This is a genomic window from Hymenobacter cavernae (genome assembly GCF_014641455.1).
Taxonomy (GTDB): Bacteria; Bacteroidota; Bacteroidia; order Cytophagales; family Hymenobacteraceae; genus Hymenobacter; species Hymenobacter cavernae.
The window spans coordinates 34,063-50,762 of the sequence record NZ_BMHT01000003.1 but is presented as its reverse complement, the minus strand read 5'-3'; the positions used below and the strand labels follow the sequence as shown (position 1 = coordinate 50,762).

Below are 16,700 nucleotides of genomic sequence, written 5' to 3'. Positions count from 1 at the left end.
CAGCTATTTCCTACCCTCTTCATATGAAACCCACTCGCGCCGCCGTATTGCTCGGCCTGCTGCTAACTACTGCTCTTGCTCCGGGTTGCAAAGACTTTCTGGACAAAGAGCCTCTAGGTACCACTACCCAGGATAATCTCTTCAAAGACCCCACCAATGCCGTACAGGCAATCAACGCCGTGTACGACGTGGCTGCCTGGGACCAGGGGCCCAAGTGGGGCGACCCCAGTGGCCAGTACGTGGCCCAAACCTACGAATGGATGTTTGGAGACCTGATGACCGATGATTCCGAAAAAGGAGGCAGCTCGGCCAGTGACTTCCTGCCCCTCATCGAACTCAAAACCTGGAACATTCCGCCGTCCAACCAGACCGTTACCACGCTGTGGGTGCACAGCTTTACGGGTATTGCGCGGGCTAATACGGTCATTAACAACATCGATGCTGGCACCATCGACGCGGGGCTGAAATCGCGCTTGAAGGGCGAAGCCTTGTTTCTGCGGGCTTATTTCTACTTCAACTTGGTGAAAGGCTTTGGTGGCGTGCCGCTGTTTGAGAAGACCGTGACGCCCGCCGAGGCGTCCAACGTAAGCCGCGCTACCATTGCCGAGACCTACGCCTTCATCGAGAAAGACCTGAAGGCCGCTGCCGCCCTGCTGCCTGAGAAGAATGCCTACGCTGGCGCTGACCTAGGCCGGGCCACCAAGGGCGCCGCCAACGGCTATCTGGCCCGCGCCATCATGTATCAGTTGGGCACCGTGAATGGTAACAACCACACCTGGCAGGAAGTGTACGACATCACGAGCACCATCATCTCGTCGGGTCAGTACAGCCTGCTGGCCAATTACGCGGCCATTCACCAGGAGATTGGCGAGAATAGCAGCGAGTCGCTGTTCGAGATTCAGTTTGCCACCTCCAACGACACTTACGGTCCCATCTCGATAGGCACGACTAACAATATTTTTCAGAACAACCGCAAGACCTGGGGCTATGGGTTCAACAACCCCACGCAGAGCTTGGTGGACGAGTTTGAGCCTAACGACCCGCGTAAGGAAGTCACGATTATCAAGAACAACGACATCGTGCTGGGTATCCTCAACCCCGTTGATATCACGCAGAATGCTACTGGTTACTTCAACCGCAAGGCGGCTATTATCGCCCCCAACGCCCCGGAGTCGGGCCCGCAGAACATCCGCAAAATGCGCTACGCCGACATCCTGCTAATGAAAGCTGAAGCCGCCGCTCAACTCAACAAGCCTGGCGAGGCCATTGCCTTGGTGAACCAGGTGCGCGCCCGCGCTCGTATGTCGACCCGCCCGCCGGGCACTACGTTGGGCTCGCTGGCCTACGAACCCGCCAACGTCCCAGCCGGCACCCTACCCGACCTGGCGCCTGGCCTTTCGGGCAGTGCTCTGCTGAACGCCATCTGGCACGAGCGCCGGGTAGAGTTTGGCGAAGAGTCGCTGCGCTTCTGGGACCTCGTGCGCACAGGTCGCTACCTGAACACCTTGCCGGCCGATGTACGGGCCCGGGCGGCGTCGCACGTTGCCACCGAAACTTCGGTGAACCCCATGCCACTGCTGCCGATTTCGCTGAACGACGCCCAAAGCTGGAAGCTGCCCCAGAACCCTGGCTATTAGCCCTAGGTACCTAGGGTCTCCCAGAAAAAAGCCCCGTTCTACACGTTGTAGAGCGGGGCTTTTTGCTATCGGCAGCTATCAAAAGCCGTGTCATGCTGAGCTGGTCGAAGCATAACAAACGTGTAATTCCGCGACGCTGCAACCTAGGCCAGCTGCTTGCTATTCAGCGTTGCTATGCCATTGAATGGCAAAATACCCGCAGGCCGTGCTGCCCGTGTTGGTGAAGGCGTGCGGCACATTCGAGCGCAGCAAAACCACGTCACCCGCCGCCGCTTTATGCGAGGTTTTATCGATTAGAATTTCACCGCTGCCCTTCGTCATGAGGATGATTTCCTCCGTGCGGTGGGTGTGCGGCGGGTGGCTGGCAATGCCGGGATTGAGCACCGTGGCGTGCACATCAAAGCGCTTGAACATGGACGACGGCTGGTCGAACACGGGACGGGTTTCGCCTTTCTCCGTTTTCACCATTTTGAACTTACTCCAGTCTTTCACGAAAGAGCCGCCGCCCGCCTGTCCGCGCTGAATATCCACGGGGTCTTTGGCCCTGAATTTCAACACGTAATAGGTCACCGGAGCCTTCGTCGTATTCTTGAAGCTTTGCTTATCACCGGCCACAATCAGGGCCAGCCCGCCCGGACCTAGGGTCCTGGTCGAGTCTTTCACTGTGGCCGTCAGGCTGCCTTCTTTTACCACCACGAGTTCCTCGGCATCATTGTACGCCTGTAGCGGATGGTTCATCTGTCCCGGCCCGAGCGTGGACGTGTGAATGGCCAGCTCCGCCAGGTCGAGGGTACTGCCTTTCGCTATTTGCTGGCTTGCTCGCCCGCCGTCTTTTTTCACCGGCTGGGCATTGCTGCTATACACGGCCGAGGGCAGCGAAGCGTCCGTTTGAACGATAAAGCCGGACATAGCAAGAGCGCCGACGGCAAGCAAAGGCATGTTCATATACGCAGTGATTGAATTCAATTCTGGGAGAAAATGTAATGTGGTTCTGTTTGGTTTAACTCAACTACAATAAACCGTCATGTCGACCCGCGGGAGACATCTCGCGTGCGGAGGTTGTGGTGGGAAACCCAACGCTTGGTTTACCATAGCACGCGAGATGTCTCCCGTTGGTCGACATGACGGTTTATTACTCACTCGGGCTCTGCGAAGCTAGCTCCAGCGCTTTGGTGGTGGTGTAGTACTTCGCCAGCATGTTGGGCACTTCCCACTTGGGTATGTTGCGCTTTTCCAGGTATTCCAAAAATTGCTGCGTTACGCGGGCAAAATGCGCTTCGTGGCCTTCGCGGTAGCTGTCCGGAATCAGCATTTCCCAGCCCTTCGCCGACTTTTTTAATGTCACGCCCGGATACCTAGCTTGCAGCTTCTTTAGCTCACTCTGCAAGGCATTTTCATAAGCCGGGTTGTTAACAATAGGCTCGACATAAAGCGCCGTTTTGTATTGTTGCTCAGCGCCTTGCCGAATGACTAAATTGGCTTTCGTGCCGCGCATAATGGAGTGATGCGTATCGCCGGCGCCTTCGGGCGCTTTGTAGGCCCACGTCACCGACACCTTGGCGTGCACCCCGAGCAGCTTGTAGGAAATCGAGCCGTTGCTGTACACTTTCAGCAAGGTGTCGTTAGCCAGGTCGCGCTTTAAGTAATCCGGAAAAGCAGTCAGTTTGGTGATGGTCTTGAACTGACCTAGGTTCATGTCGGTGGCCCAGCGCTTGGCAGCAAGTACCTGAATATCTTTCTTGTAGTCCAGGATTCTCTCCGGAAAACACTCCCACTGCACCAAATCTACCAAGTGCGTCGTGACATCGACGATGCCCTCCCCTTCCTGCCGCACATCCATAAACCACGGTGGCCGGGTTAGCACACTTCCCGACACGTACTTATAGAAGTAGTGCACGCTCTCTTTCGTCACAGCCGGGTTGTCGGGCGTTCCTTTTTCGAGCGTACCGAACACCTGCGGCAGGCGGGAAAGCTCTTTTTGCAGCACGGTTGTTATCTCAAACCGCTCGGTCATAATATCATACAGCAGCAGGTTTTTCTGCTGGGCCGTCGCGAAGGCGGTTTCCAGCGTCTTGAACTCCTTGCTGTTTATGGCCATTGGTTTGTCGGCCAGCACATTAAAGCCCGCCTTTAGCGCTCCGGCGATGTACTCCGTCTTCTTCTGATTATTGCCTGCAATTACGACCACGTTGCCTGCTTTTTCGGCCAGCATTTTCTGGAAGAAATCGGGGCCGGTGTACACCTGCTCCTGCCAGCGCGTCGGGGTTTCGGCGCGGGTGTTGTAGGCCGTAATGCGGTCGAGGTGCAGCTGCACGTCGGAGCCGGCGGGCGCGTACACACGCACCCTAGGGTTGACGTTCGGGTACATCGATTTCTGCACCAGCGCCGCGTGGAAGTGGCCGGGGTCGAGCGTCACCAGCCGCACCGAGGCGCTGGATTTAGCGGTGTTTTGTGCCAGGCAACCTAGGGTCGTCAGAAAAAGAAAGTGGCTGGCAATGAAGAATCTCCTCATTTTTTTTAAGCGTAAGCAGTTAAAAAACGGCGGAAGTCATTTCCCGCAGAGGTGCGCAGAGGAGACGCAGAGGTGCGCAGTGTTCTACCGGCACCTAGGTTGGCTAACAGCTAATAGCCAGCAGCTAACAGCTAACAGCTTAAAATCAACCTGGCAGCGCGTAGGGCTTGCGCTGGGGCCGCGTGAGCATGGCATTGGCTTCGTCGTCGTTTTTGAAGCGCTCCTTGGCCGGGTCCCAGTAAACTTTGCGCTTCAGCTTCATCACGATGTGGTGAATCAGGCAGGTCGAGCAGGACCGGTGCCCCACTTCCACGGGCGCAATCGGCTGCTTGCGTGACTTGATGCACTCCAGCCAGTTGCCGTGGTGCTCCTTGCTTTCGTATAGGTGAATCTCGTTGGGCCCGATTACCGACTGAATGATCTTCGGGTCGCTGGCATCCAACGCTTTACCCGCTTTGCCGGTCGGGTCGCTGGCTGTGGCTTGCGCATCGCCGCGCGACACGAAGATCCAGCCATCGGTGCCTTCAAACCTGATTCCGTTCGGGAAACTGTCGCTGATAATCATGTGCACGCCGTTGGCATACAGGCCTTCTGTCTTGAAGGGGCCGTGCACATCCCACAGACCTTTTTTCGGAAATTCGGCCGTGCCCCACACTTCAATCGGGCCGGTGTGCTCGGTGTTCATGGCCCAGTGAGCACAATCGACGTGGTGGGAGCCCCAACCCGTAATCATGCCCGCGCCAAACTGCTCGCAGCGCAGCCAGCCGGGGCGGTCGTAGCCCTGCTGCGGGTGCACGCGCTTTTCGGTGTAGTACACTTCCGGCGTCGAACCTAGCCACATGTCGTAGTTCAGATTTTTGGGCACCGGCATGGGCGGCTCGTCGTTGCCGGATGGGTCGCCGGGCAGGCCGATGTACACGGTTTTCAGCTGCCCAATGCGCCCGTTGCGCACCAGCTCCGCCGCGTAGCGAAACTGCTGGGAAGACCGCTGCTGACTGCCAATCTGGAAAATGCGCCCGGTGCTTTTCACCGCGTCGCTCAGCGCGCGGCCTTCCGCAATGGTCAGCGACGTGGGCTTCTGGCAGTACACATCCTTGCCCGCCTTCACCGCCGCCATTCCGATCAGCGCGTGCCAGTGGTCGGGCGTGCTAATGAGCACACCGTCAATGTCTTTGTTCTGTAGCAGGGCGTGGTAATCGTTGTACACCTTCACGCCGTCGTACGGCTTGCCGTTCTTCTTCGAATAATATTCGTTGACTAATATTTTCCCTTCTTCGGCGCGGCGGGTATCTAGGTCGCACACGGCCATAATCTGCGCTTGGTCATATTGCCACACGCCGGGCATGTCGTGAATTCGGGAAATTCGGCCCGTACCGATAGCGCCAATATTTATTCGGTTGCTCGGCGCATTTTTCCCAAAAACACTGGCCGGCACAATCGTCGGGAATCCGCCAAAAGCTAGGGTAGCTACCGCTGCTTTCGCTGAGGTTTCCAGAAAATTCCTTCTGGAAAACTGAGATGCTTTTTCTTCGCTCATTTTGCTTATGATTTTAAAGTAATCAGAAGAAAATATTATTTAAGCTTCACCGCAACTTTGGGCGAATTACCGAAATACTGCCAGCCGCTTTCCGCCTTTTCTTTTGTAAAACGACCGTTGTACACAATCAATCTGTATTTCAGCGTGTAGGTTTTGCCGGGTTCGAGCAGCCAGTTTTTATTCTTAGTTGGCGAAAAATTCGCGAACATATCGCCGCGGCCGTTCATGGTTTCGGGCCAGATGCGCAGCGGCTCGGGGTAGTTGTAATTCGTCGGGTACGACATCATCACGAGGCCGCCGTAATCCTTATCAAGTTGCCCTTGCACAATGCACCAGCGGGCCGTGGAACCGTCGGCTTCTTTGCGGTTTTTGCCCTCCGAAGTCAGCACCTCGCTATTGTCCTTGTTCCACTTTTCGGTGGTGCGCCAACCAAAACCGCCGTAGCGATACGCCAGCAGCAGCACCGGGCTAGGACTCGCGCAGCTCATATTGATGGTCACATCGGCAATGTAATAATCCTGATCTTTAGGCTGATACACCCTTACTGATTGCAGCTCATTCAGGGCAACCTTCTCTTTCCCGCCCGGCTTGAAAGCGACGTGCTCCTGCAACACTTCGTACTCGCTGTACACTGGTCCATCGGTGGTAGCTACCACGTTGGCGAAGCGCACGGTGCCTTTCCGGTCGCGGATATTCCAGAAGTCGACGGTGTCTTTTTCGAAGAGCACGTGCGTCCACGGGTTCCAGATACCGTAGTGGTGGTAGTGGTCGGGCGCCTGAATGCGCGTCAGCTCCTGACCGTGCGGCGTCCACAAAGGGTGAATAAAGCCGCTTCGTTTATATGCCGTGTCAATTCCGGCCGGCGGGTAAATGGTTTTATAATTATAGCGCACCAGGTTTTTATCACCCGTGCGAACTGTTAAAGCGCCCTGCTGATCATTTATTTTAATGGTAGCAGGCGGGTTATTTTTCACGCCTTTTACTAATTCAAAGGTGTGCTTGCCTTTTTTCGCATTTACCGGATCAATAATCCAGTGAATAAAACGCTCGTTGCCGTTTTCAATCTGGCTTGGTATTGCCGTGCGCTTGCCTCCTTCCACGGCTACCAGGCTCAAAACTGAATCCGGCAAAAGCGTTATTTCATCCAGGCTGGCTTTAACCGGAATTGCCAGATTGCTGGTGGCTTGCGGAAGGTCGACCTCAAGCGTTGCTATTTTTTGCGAAAACCCGGCAGTACTTATCACCGAGAACAGGAAAAGAAGCGGATACTTTAGGTTGGTCATAATAAGCTAGCTGCTTGGCGCTTTAAAATCCGGCTGATTTGCTCGTGGCTGTCGTTGCCTTGCCTACGCCGGCCCGACCTAGGTACAGCCCCGTACGGGCCGACTTCTTCAGGCTAAAGCGAAGGGCGAAGAGATGCGGACCGAAAGCAATCGGCTTAAAAGTAACTAAGGCAGCATTAAGCGCAATCCTTTGCAAGGCTCCTGCAAACGTTTGTGATAGTTTATTATTGGGATTAGACCTGATTTTTCTGGATTCACGGCAACTTCTGGTACACAACAGACACAGCGTTAGCTGCCCGGGAGTAGCTAGCTTGCGCCAGACGGAAAAACCAGTTGCCGGCCTTCGGAGTACAACTCCCATCCGTTAACCGAGCTTCCCGTTCCAGTAGTATCCGCGAATGAAGCAGTACGTTTCTTTCACCACCATGTCGCTCCTGTATGCTTTTCGCACGGTGCTGGGGTGCGCTATTGTCTGGCTTTTGTTTAATTGGCTGAAGCTGGAAAAGATGGAATGGGCGCTGATTTCGGTGATTATCGTATCGGAACCGGACTTCGGAAACCTGCGCAATGCAATTACCTCGCGCATTGTTAATACCGTGATGGGCTGCGCGATAGGCGCGGTTTGCATTCTTGTGGTAGGCGTCACGGTGTGGTCGTTGCTGGTGGGCGTCACGGTTTCGGTCCTGATCAGCACCTCGTTCAAGCAGTACCCTTCGGCCTGGAAGCTAGCCCCGGCCACCGTTTCCATCGTGATGGCGCCGGCCGTGATGGAGCACGCGCCCTGGCGCGAGGCCATCGCCACTGCCCTGACGCGCACGGGTGAAGTGCTGCTGGGGTGCTTCGTTGCGTTTGCCCTGGGGTTTATTTTTTCCACCATTCGTAGATGGCGCAATCCGCCTTCCTTGTCGGAATAGCGGCTTCCGCTCCTCTTTCATCTTTTCCCTAATCTTCTCTAAATGAGCCAAGAACTTCTGCTAACCGTTGCTACTAGCCTGCCCCTGACGGGCCTAGGTGTCCTGCTTTTCCCGGAGGAAACCGAGTCCGAGCTGCTCGCCTTCGAGCTGTATGTGCAGCTGCCCGTGCGGCTGCTTTGGCCCGACGGCCGCGAGCAGAACAGCACCGCGAGCGTGGAAGAAGTTTTCCGGCCGGTGGTGCCGGGCGCTTTGCAGAACGTGGCGGTGCGGGCCCTAATGCTCAACCAGGAAGATGCCGCCGAGGTGCCCATGGGCACGCGGGTGTACAGGCGGGAGATGTGAGTTAGAAGTTGGGAGCTAGGAGCCAGGGTGTCGACTAGCCTGCCAAATAGTTCTCATGTCTGAGGTCTTCTAACTCCCAGCTCCTCACTTCTTATACTTTCCTAAGAGCCTATGAATAAAGCAGTTAATTGCAATTTTTATTTGAAATCTTTATATTCACTGCTGTAAGGGCAGGATTCCGAAAAGGCCCGGTGCTTCCTAGAGTAGGAACTGGAAACTATTGCAACGTTGCTCTATGAAAAAGCTAGCTTTCCTGAGCCTGCTGCTACCGCTGGGCCTGGCAGTGTCGTTTCAAGTACCCAAAAACAACATCCGGTTAGTTAGCACCAACTTGTACACGGTGTCGTCGGTGGAGCGCATGACCACGACCGACCGCGACGCCGTGCGCAAAGCCATTGTCGACTACTACAAGCTCGGCGACATCAGGGCCGGGCAAACGGTGGTTATCAACCCCAACGATCCGCGCAACAAAGCCGGCTGGATCTTCAGCGAATCGGTCTTTTCCAGCGTGTTTTCCAGCAAATTCATCAACTGGAAAGGCAAAGGCAACCTGCCCCAGGAAGCGCTGCGCGTGAAGACGGTGCTGAACAAGTACGCCGCGCGGGAGTAAGCCCCGGCCTTGCCCAAACCTAGCTACGCACAGCTTTGCCGATGAAAAAGCTGCTTTACGGCTGGATGGTGCTGCACCTCACCTACATAGGCGTAGTGAACCTGCTGGCTAGCTACAACTTATGGCAGGATGCGCAACAACCTAGGGCTCCTGCGCAGCCGCTGCCGGGCCTGCTCCGCACCCAGGCCGCCCGCTACTACGGGCGCCTGACCGGGGCCGAGCACGGCTACGGCTTCTTCGGCCTGAACGTGCGCAGCAACGGCGCGCTCACCGGCGAGTGTGGCGGGCAGAAGCTGGAGCCCACGGGTCGCTCCTTCGAAACCTCGCTGCGCCTGATTACGCTGGCCAACACCCTTACCGATGATTGGCTGGCGCCTGCCACCGTGCCCCAGGCCGACGCGCCGCTACTGGCCGACTATCGGGCGTTGGTGGTACGCAATGTGGCGTTTACGCTGCACCAGCAAGCCGGCTGCCCCGATACGGCCATGGACCTGCGCTACGCCCTGCTTCTGTATCCTTCACTCGCCGAGGCCCGGCAGGGCAAGCCGCTGACCTACGCGCTACGCCCCTTTCTCACGGTGCATTATACCTTCCGCCCGCATGATCGTTGATGAGCGCCGGCTGCCACGCGTGGCCCCAGCACTCGCGACGATGGCCGCGGTCAATCCTGGCTGGCTCGCTTTTCTCCGCGTGAACGTGGCCAGTATTGCCTTGCTCCACTTCTGGTCGCTTCAGCCTGATTTCGACTTGCTGTTCTCGTACCGAGGCTACGTTTACCCCGACATTCTGGACGCAACTCACGACCACGTTTTCTGGACGCTCACGAGTTTACAGCAAACGCTGGCCGGCGCCGGGCTACCCTTGGCGTATGAGTCGCTGCTGCTGGCGGCGCGCTGGGCTTACCCGCTTTGTCTGCTGCTGCTGGGCCTGGGTTTGTTCACGCGCGTGGCGGCGGTGGGCGCGCTGTTGCTGCAACTGCTTTTTACTCAGTCCATTCACCTCTACCAATACGGCGCCGATGCCTTCACTACGGTGGCGCTTTTTTACTGTTGCGTGTTTCCCGTGGGCAGCCGCTACGCCCTCGACCTAGCCTGGCAGGGCCGTAAGCCGGCGTTGGCTCACCAAGGCTTATTCCTGACGTGGCTGCGGGCGCACCTGGGCCTGGCGTACTTCTTCTCCGGCCTCGATAAAGTGATTGGCCCGACGTGGCGCAACGGCGAAGCCATCTGGAAGGCATTGCATAGCCATGCTTATTTCAGCGTTTTTTCCCTCGACTTTCTGGTGCGCACGCCCTTTTTCCTGCTGGTTGGCTGGCTGACCGTCGGGCTGGAAATGGGGTACGCGCTGGGCATGAACTACCGCCGCAGTCGGCCGTGGTGGTTGCTCGGCATTGTGGGCATGCACCTAGGTATCGGCCTGTTTATGGGCCTATTTTTCTTTTCGGCGCTGATGATTGTGCTGAACCTGGCAGCTTACTACGCGCCCACCTTGCCACAAACTGACGAACCAACCTAGGTCGGTAGCGCGGAAATCACCGAACGCGCCATTGCACTCAAACGACAAAACCCTAGGCCGCACTGCCGCGTCCTAGGGTTTTGTCAATGTTTGATTATGCCACAACCGGGCTACTTCACCAGCCAGCCGTTGGCATCAAACCAGTTTTGCAGGCTCTCGACCCAGTCGTCTTTGGTGGTTTTGTTGTGCATGCCGAAGCCGTGGCCACCTTTCGGGTAGAGGTGCATTTCGGCGAGTACGCCCTGCCGGGTGCAGGCTTCGTAGAACACGATGCTGTTGCGCACTGGCACCGTTTTGTCGTCCTGGGCGTGCACGAGGAAGGTAGGCGGCGTTTGGGCCGTCACCTGCAACTCGTTGGAATAAAGCTTAGTCTGCTCGGCGGAAGGCGTTTTACCGATCAGGTTATCACGCGAGCCGCCGTGCTTCAGCTCCTCCGAAAAGCTGATAACCGGGTAGAGCAGCACCAGAAAATCGGGGCGCACGGAAGTGGCACTCACGTTCTGTCCTACCGGCTTCTCGAAGTGCGTGCCGGCCGTGGAGGCCAGGTGCCCGCCGGCCGAAAAGCCCATAATGCCGATGCGGTTGGGGTTCACATTATACTTGGCGGCCTGCTCGCGCACCAGTCGTAGACTTTGCTGCGCATCCAGTAGCGGCGCAATGGATTTATCGGGCTGGCTTTGGTCGTTGGGCAAACGATATTTTAGCACGAATGCCGCTACGCCCATCTCGTTCAGGCGCTTAGCCACCTCGCGCCCTTCATTGTCGACGGACAAGCGGGCGTAGCCACCGCCGGGGCAAATGATAACGGCCGTGCCATTGGCCTTCTCCTTGGGCGGCAAATAAATCGACAAGCTAGGTTGCACCACGTTGCTGATGCGCTCAGTGCCATCGGCTACTTTGATGCTGGTTTCCTTAACGTCGCTGGGTTTGGAATCGGGAATGGTGCCGGTGTAAATCGGGATGATCTGGTTTTGGGCAAAAAGCATGGAAGAGGAGGCGCTGAGGAGAAAAGCGACCAGCAATAGTTTTTTCATAGGGCAGGATGTTTGGCGGCTAATCTAGCTAAAAACCCGACGTAATAGGAACGCGCCACGGCGCGTTCTCGCCCGCGCTGTTCGAGAATTCACAGTAAGCCGTTCAACGACGAACGCGCCGTGGCACGTTCACCAAGACCGTTGTAGCTTTGCAGCGTTTTCTGAACTGCCTAGCTTTTCTCACCATGTTTGCTACTTCGCGTCGTCTGCCTCGGCGGTTAGCTTTGCTGGCTTTTTTGCTAAGCGTGCCTTCCCTTCTATTTGCCTGGGGCGCCTGGAGTCACCAGCGCATCAACCGGGCGGCTATCCTGGCCCTGCCGCCGGTCATGCGCACCTTCTTCTACAACCACGCCGATTTCCTGACCGAAGAAGCCGTGCTGCCCGACGCCCGCAAGTACGTGATTAACGACAAAGCCGAATTTACCCGCCACTTCATCAACCCCGAAGCCTACAACCTAGGTCCGGTCGCGCAGTTTCCGCGCACCTGGGCTGAGGCGCAAACCCGCTTCGACGCGGCTACGCTGGAGAAAAACGGCACCCTGCCCTGGTACATCGAGCAGATGATGGGCAAGCTGACCCGCGCTTTCAAGAACGGCCGCAAGGATGAAATTCTGTTTCTGGCCGGCGACCTAGGTCATTACCTCGGCGACGCCCACATGCCCCTGCACACCACCCTCAACCACGACGGCCAGCTCACCGACCAGCGCGGCATTCACTCGTTCTTTGAGGGGCAGCTGCCCGAAATGTTTGGCAAAGACTACAACTTCCACGTCCGCGAAGCGCGCTACATCGACGACCCGTTGGCCGAAACCTGGGCCATTATGCAGCGCAGCTTCGCCACCGCCGATACGTTGCTGCGCCTGGAGAAAGAGCAGCAAGCCAACCTCACGGCCGCCAGCATCTACCAGCTCGACGCGCAGGGCGCCATTCGCAAAAACCAGTTTGGCGACACCTACCACACCGCCGACTACGCCACGCGCTACCATCTGGCCCTCAAGCACATGGTCGAGCGCCAGCTGCGCGCCGCCACCGTCGCCACCGCCGACTATTGGTACACGGCCTGGGTAAATGCCGGCAAACCTGACCTAGGTAAGCTCGACTCGAAGACCACCACACGCAACAACCAGCGAGGCCTGAAGCAGGAGCTAAAGCTAATCCGGAAGGGCAAGCTGGTAGATTTTTACACCAATCCGGAATTTTAAGAGCACCCTACTTTACTCGCTGCTCCTCTCCCTGTGGCTCTATGGCCTATCGTAGCGTGCATTCACGTGTGCTTTTTGCAACATTGCAGCATTTAGAAAAAAGATTCTACCTTTGAGCTTCATCTAATCTTCATGATGGGTAGCTCATCGATAAGCATAGGGAGGAGAATAATAGCCTGGGGGCTATTGCTGCTGCTTGTGCGCGTCTTTCTGCCCGAAGCAACCGTGCTGCGTGCTCACTTTCACCAGCACACGGAGGAAGAACCAGTTTGGCAGGCACCACAGCGGTTAGCCACCAAGCACATGCTTACCCCCAAGCACCAACACTGCCACGTTGAGCAGCTGTACGATGCGCCGTTCCAGCCTTCCTTGCCGGTGTGCGTAGCGGAGCCCATGCGGCTATTAGCCTACGCCATCTACCGTCCGCAGGCTCCCGTATGTCGGGCCTCGCATTTACTCGATGGCGCCAGCCTGCGCGGGCCACCTGCCCAGCAAGCCTAGATCCGGGCTACACATTATATTAGCCTTACAGCTGTCCCGCGGTGCTGGTGCACCTAGGATGGCTGTGCGCATCGCACGCAGCCCAAGCGTCTCGCTTCTGACGCCTATTTAATCTCCGACTTCCTCACTTCAGGGAGTGAAAGTGCTGCTCGTAAGCCAGCCTTATTTCGCATGCCTTAGCGGCTTGTCTAGATGCGCGGCATCCTCTTAGCCAGCTCAGTCTAACTTTTCAAACGACTGATTTTCAACTGCACCGCTCTGTTGTCCTACTATGCTTATGCAGTAGGCCGGGTGCGGGCTATCCTCTCCTTTTTGTCGACTTCACCCCCGTAGCCGCGCGGCGCCTACGGCTGGGTCTCCCCTTATCTTCATGCGACGACTTCTTCTCTTTATAGGATTACTATGGCCATTGCTGACTGTTGGCCAAACCCCATTAGGTCACCTTGCTGGCCGCGTTGTGGGACCGAGCGGTCAGGGACTGGAACGTATTACCGTGGTGGAAAGCACCGGGCGCTTTTCCACGCTTACCAGCGCCGATGGCCGCTTCTCGCTCGATCAGCTGCCCCTGGCCGAGTACACGCTGATTACCCGCAGTCTAGGCCACCAGGAGCAGCGCCGCACGGTGGTGCTGAGTGCCGACGACCCCAATGTGACGGTAAATTTCACGCTGCAACCTAGCTCTAACGCCCTCCAGGAAGTGGAGGTGTTGGGTCGCAAGGAAACCACTTACAAGAGCGACTACAGCTTCGTGGGGACCCGCACGGCCACCGCGCTCATCAACGTGCCGCAGTCTGTTTCGACGGTGACCAAGGAGTTGATAGAGGACCGTCAGGCGTACCGCCTCACCGAAACGGTGAAGAACGTGGCCGGCGTGGCGCAGTACTCGCACTACGACGACTTCACGATTCGCGGCTTCCGCAACGGCTACGAAAGTGGCTTTCGGCTGCTCAATGGGTTGCGCTCGGGCTTCAGCTACGGCAACGCGTTTACGCAGGCACCCCTCACCGTGAATCTGGAACGGGTAGAGGTATTGAAAGGCCCCGGCGCGGCCCTGTTCGGCGACATTAACCCCGGTGGCACCATCAATATGGTGACCAAAAAGCCGCTCGATGTGGCCCGCAAGGCCCTGACTTTCTCCACAGGCAGCTTCAACACGACCCGCGCCACGGCCGACTTCACCGGCCCGCTGAACGAGCAGAAAAACGTGCTCTATCGCTTCAACGCAGGTTACGAGAAAACCAACACCTTCCGCGACGTGAACGACACGAAGTCGCTGATGCTAGCTCCTACCGTTACGTTCCTGGTTTCCGACAAAACGACGCTCAACGCCGAGCTGGTGTACACCCACAACGACGGCTACCTCGACCGCGGCCTGCCCATTAAGAGCAACGACCTCTACGCTGTGCCGCGCTCCTTCACCCTGAGCCAGCCCAGCGATTACTTCCGCACGACCACCTACTACCTGAACGCCTCGCTCAACCACAAATTCACGGATTGGCTGTCGTTCAACGCCTCTTACCTCGACTTCACTTATAACGAGAATCTGAGCGAGCACCGCACGCTGAATAGCTACGACAACTCGGACGCTAGCAAGCCGCGCAATTCGGTGATGAATTTACGCTACTTCGACCGCCGCGCCGAGGAGTACACCAAGAACTTGTCGGCCTACTTGGTGCTGAACCGCAACACTGGTTCGCTGGCGCACAAAGTGGTGGTGGGAGCCGACTACATCCGCTTCAATACCGACAAGGAAAGCGCCATGTTCGAGTCGCGGCAACGGCTAGCGACCAGCGTAGCCAATGGCGTGGTGAGCCAGCGCGTAGTGCCGCTGCAGTTCGACCTTAACAGCCCGAGCTACGAAATCCGCGACCCGAGCACCTACATCCGCCGTCCGACCCCGGCGTTCTTTATCGACTACATCAACTCGATTTATCACACCACTGGCCTTTATGCGCAAGACCAAATCGAGGTGACGCCCCGCCTGGGCTTGCTGCTGGGGGCACGCTACGAACTGTTTGCCGACGAGCGCGACTACGGCGACGGCTCGACTAACATTCAGCAAACCAAGTTCCTACCTAGGGCGGGCCTCACCTATGCCCTGCGCGAAAACCTGAACTACTTTGCCAGCTACAGCGCGGGCTTCCGGCCGCTCCGGCCCGAGCTCATTCGCTTTCCGGAGCGCTATGGGCGCAGCGAGGCGTTCAGTCCCGAAACCAGCTACCAGCTCGAAACCGGCCTGAAAGGCGAGTTCTTCGATAAAGCCCTGTTTGCTACCGTGGCTGCCTACCAGATTGAGCGCCGCAACCAGCTCGTGAATACCGGCTCGCTCACGGCCGCTGGCGCCGCCATCTACCGCCAGAACCAAGCCCGCTCGCGTGGGGTGGAGGTTGAGCTGACGGGTAACATCCTGCCCAATTTCAGCCTGAACGCCAACTACGCCTTCAACCACACCGAGGTGACGAAAGCTGACCTAGCTGCCGAACAAGGGCAACCTCTCGCCAACGCCCCCCAAAATTCGGGTGGCTTATGGACCAAATACACGTTTCTCGCGCCCGCGCTGCGTGGCCTAGGCCTAGCTGTGGGCGGCAACTTCGTGACGCGCCGCCGTTTCGAAAACCAGGTGGAGCCCCTCGAAGGAGGACCTGCCGAATGGGCCTACTGGCCCGGGTACGCCGTGGCTGACGTGGCGCTGTTCTACACCGTCAACCGCTTCAACTTCCACGTCAACGTCAACAACCTCTTCGACACGTACTACTTCGTGGGCGGCTACGACTACTTCCGGGCCAGCCCCGGCGCCCCGCGCAATTTCATGGTCACGCTGGGGTATTCTTTTTAGCAGAAAAGCTAGGTCGGAGCCAGGTATCGACTAGCGCTGGGAAAGATAATCAACCAAAAACTGTTAATGACTTACATTCTAGAAGCCAAAGACTTGCGCAAGCAGTACCCGGATAAGCTGGCGCTGCAAGGACTGAATTTGCAGATTGAAGCCGGCGAAGTATTTTGCCTGCTGGGCCAGAATGGCGCGGGCAAGTCAACGACCATCAACCTGTTCCTGGGTTTTGTGCAGCCCACGGCGGGCGCGGCGTACATCAACGGGCTGGAAGTAGCCAGCAACGCACTCAGGATCAAGCAATACCTAGCCTACATCCCGGAGAATGTGATGCTGTACCCACACCTGACGGGGCTGGAGAACCTAGCTTTGTTTAGTAGTCTGGCAGGCTTCAAGTACAAGGAAAGCGAGCTGCTCGCCTACCTAGCCCAGGCCGGACTGCCAGTCGAGGCCGTGCAGCGACGCGTGGGCACCTACTCCAAAGGCATGCGCCAGAAAGTGGGCATTGCCATTGCCGTAGCCAAGCACGCCAAGGTGCTGCTGCTCGACGAGCCCACTTCTGGCCTCGACCCCAAAGCCAGCAACGAGTTTTCGGAGCTACTGCGCCAGCTCAGCCAGCAGGGCACGGCCGTGTTCATGGCCACCCACGATATTTTCCGGGCCAAGGAAGTAGGTACCCGCGTGGGCATTATGCGCGAGGGCGAGCTGGTGGATGTGCGCCCGACTGCTCTGCTGAATGCCAACGAGTTGGAGCAGCTCTACCTTCACTACATGCACTAGCCG

The 16,700-nt window shown here is 57.2% G+C and carries 15 protein-coding genes; 10 read left to right on the top strand and 5 right to left on the bottom strand.

What is annotated here, in order from left to right; genetic code table 11:
* Positions 1 to 23: 23 nt before the first annotated feature.
* Positions 24 to 1,637 (top strand): RagB/SusD family nutrient uptake outer membrane protein, encoded by a 1,614-nt coding sequence (locus tag IEX74_RS08425; RefSeq protein ID WP_188813098.1) that lies wholly within the window; start codon positions 24 to 26, stop codon positions 1,635 to 1,637.
* Positions 1,638 to 1,796: 159 nt separating this feature from the next.
* Here the strand turns inward: IEX74_RS08425 and IEX74_RS08420 are convergent, their stop codons facing one another.
* From IEX74_RS08420 to IEX74_RS08405, 4 genes are all read right to left on the bottom strand, one after another.
* A complete protein-coding gene (locus IEX74_RS08420; RefSeq protein WP_229755162.1) occupies positions 1,797 to 2,582 on the bottom strand; it encodes a cupin domain-containing protein in 786 nt (261 codons plus the stop codon).
* 187 nt (positions 2,583 to 2,769) lie between these two features.
* Positions 2,770 to 4,149 carry a putative oxidoreductase C-terminal domain-containing protein gene (locus IEX74_RS08415; protein WP_188813096.1) on the bottom strand — a complete coding sequence of 460 codons (1,380 nt, stop codon included), beginning with the start codon at positions 4,147 to 4,149 and terminating at the stop codon, positions 2,770 to 2,772.
* A gap of 145 nt (positions 4,150 to 4,294) precedes the next feature.
* The gene (locus tag IEX74_RS08410; RefSeq protein WP_188813094.1) at positions 4,295 to 5,686 is read right to left on the bottom strand and encodes a Gfo/Idh/MocA family protein; all 1,392 of its coding nucleotides are present in this window, start codon (positions 5,684 to 5,686) and stop codon (positions 4,295 to 4,297) included.
* A 35-nt stretch (positions 5,687 to 5,721) separates the two neighbouring features.
* Positions 5,722 to 6,969 carry a DUF6807 domain-containing protein gene (locus tag IEX74_RS08405; protein ID WP_188813092.1) on the bottom strand — a complete coding sequence of 416 codons (1,248 nt, stop codon included), beginning with the start codon at positions 6,967 to 6,969 and terminating at the stop codon, positions 5,722 to 5,724.
* A 398-nt stretch (positions 6,970 to 7,367) separates the two neighbouring features.
* Between IEX74_RS08405 and IEX74_RS08400 the strand changes: the two genes are divergently transcribed.
* The 5 genes from IEX74_RS08400 to IEX74_RS08380 all read left to right on the top strand — a co-directional run bounded on the left by IEX74_RS08400 (position 7,368) and on the right by IEX74_RS08380 (position 10,350).
* Positions 7,368 to 7,883 (top strand): FUSC family protein, encoded by a 516-nt coding sequence (locus IEX74_RS08400; protein WP_188813090.1) that lies wholly within the window; start codon positions 7,368 to 7,370, stop codon positions 7,881 to 7,883.
* Between the two features lie 42 nt (positions 7,884 to 7,925).
* Complete coding sequence (locus IEX74_RS08395) at positions 7,926 to 8,225, top strand: hypothetical protein (protein ID WP_188813088.1); 300 nt, start codon at positions 7,926 to 7,928, stop codon at positions 8,223 to 8,225.
* A gap of 235 nt (positions 8,226 to 8,460) precedes the next feature.
* Positions 8,461 to 8,835, top strand: coding sequence for a hypothetical protein (locus tag IEX74_RS08390; RefSeq protein WP_188813086.1), 375 nt, complete (start codon positions 8,461 to 8,463; stop codon positions 8,833 to 8,835).
* A gap of 41 nt (positions 8,836 to 8,876) precedes the next feature.
* Positions 8,877 to 9,446, top strand: coding sequence for a hypothetical protein (locus tag IEX74_RS08385; RefSeq protein WP_188813084.1), 570 nt, complete (start codon positions 8,877 to 8,879; stop codon positions 9,444 to 9,446).
* On the top strand, positions 9,436 to 10,350 hold the full coding sequence (locus tag IEX74_RS08380; protein WP_188813082.1) for an HTTM domain-containing protein: 915 nt from the start codon (positions 9,436 to 9,438) through the stop codon (positions 10,348 to 10,350). Before IEX74_RS08385 ends, IEX74_RS08380 begins: the two co-directional genes overlap by 11 nt.
* A 110-nt stretch (positions 10,351 to 10,460) precedes the next feature.
* On the opposite strand, the gene IEX74_RS08375 is transcribed toward IEX74_RS08380, so the two are convergent.
* The gene (locus IEX74_RS08375; protein WP_188813080.1) at positions 10,461 to 11,384 is read right to left on the bottom strand and encodes an alpha/beta hydrolase; all 924 of its coding nucleotides are present in this window, start codon (positions 11,382 to 11,384) and stop codon (positions 10,461 to 10,463) included.
* 185 nt (positions 11,385 to 11,569) lie between these two features.
* On the opposite strand from IEX74_RS08375, the gene IEX74_RS08370 reads away from it, so the two are divergent.
* From IEX74_RS08370 to IEX74_RS08355, 4 genes are all read left to right on the top strand, one after another.
* Entirely contained in the window at positions 11,570 to 12,586 is a 1,017-nt protein-coding gene (locus tag IEX74_RS08370; RefSeq protein WP_188813078.1) for a zinc dependent phospholipase C family protein, read from the top strand.
* 198 nt (positions 12,587 to 12,784) lie between these two features.
* Entirely contained in the window at positions 12,785 to 13,087 is a 303-nt protein-coding gene (locus IEX74_RS08365) for a hypothetical protein (RefSeq protein ID WP_188813076.1), read from the top strand.
* A gap of 370 nt (positions 13,088 to 13,457) precedes the next feature.
* Complete coding sequence (locus tag IEX74_RS08360; RefSeq protein ID WP_188813074.1) at positions 13,458 to 15,923, top strand: TonB-dependent receptor; 2,466 nt, start codon at positions 13,458 to 13,460, stop codon at positions 15,921 to 15,923.
* Positions 15,924 to 15,989: 66 nt separating this feature from the next.
* The gene (locus IEX74_RS08355; RefSeq protein ID WP_308421116.1) at positions 15,990 to 16,697 is read left to right on the top strand and encodes an ABC transporter ATP-binding protein; all 708 of its coding nucleotides are present in this window, start codon (positions 15,990 to 15,992) and stop codon (positions 16,695 to 16,697) included.
* The last annotated feature ends 3 nt before the right edge of the window (positions 16,698 to 16,700 follow it).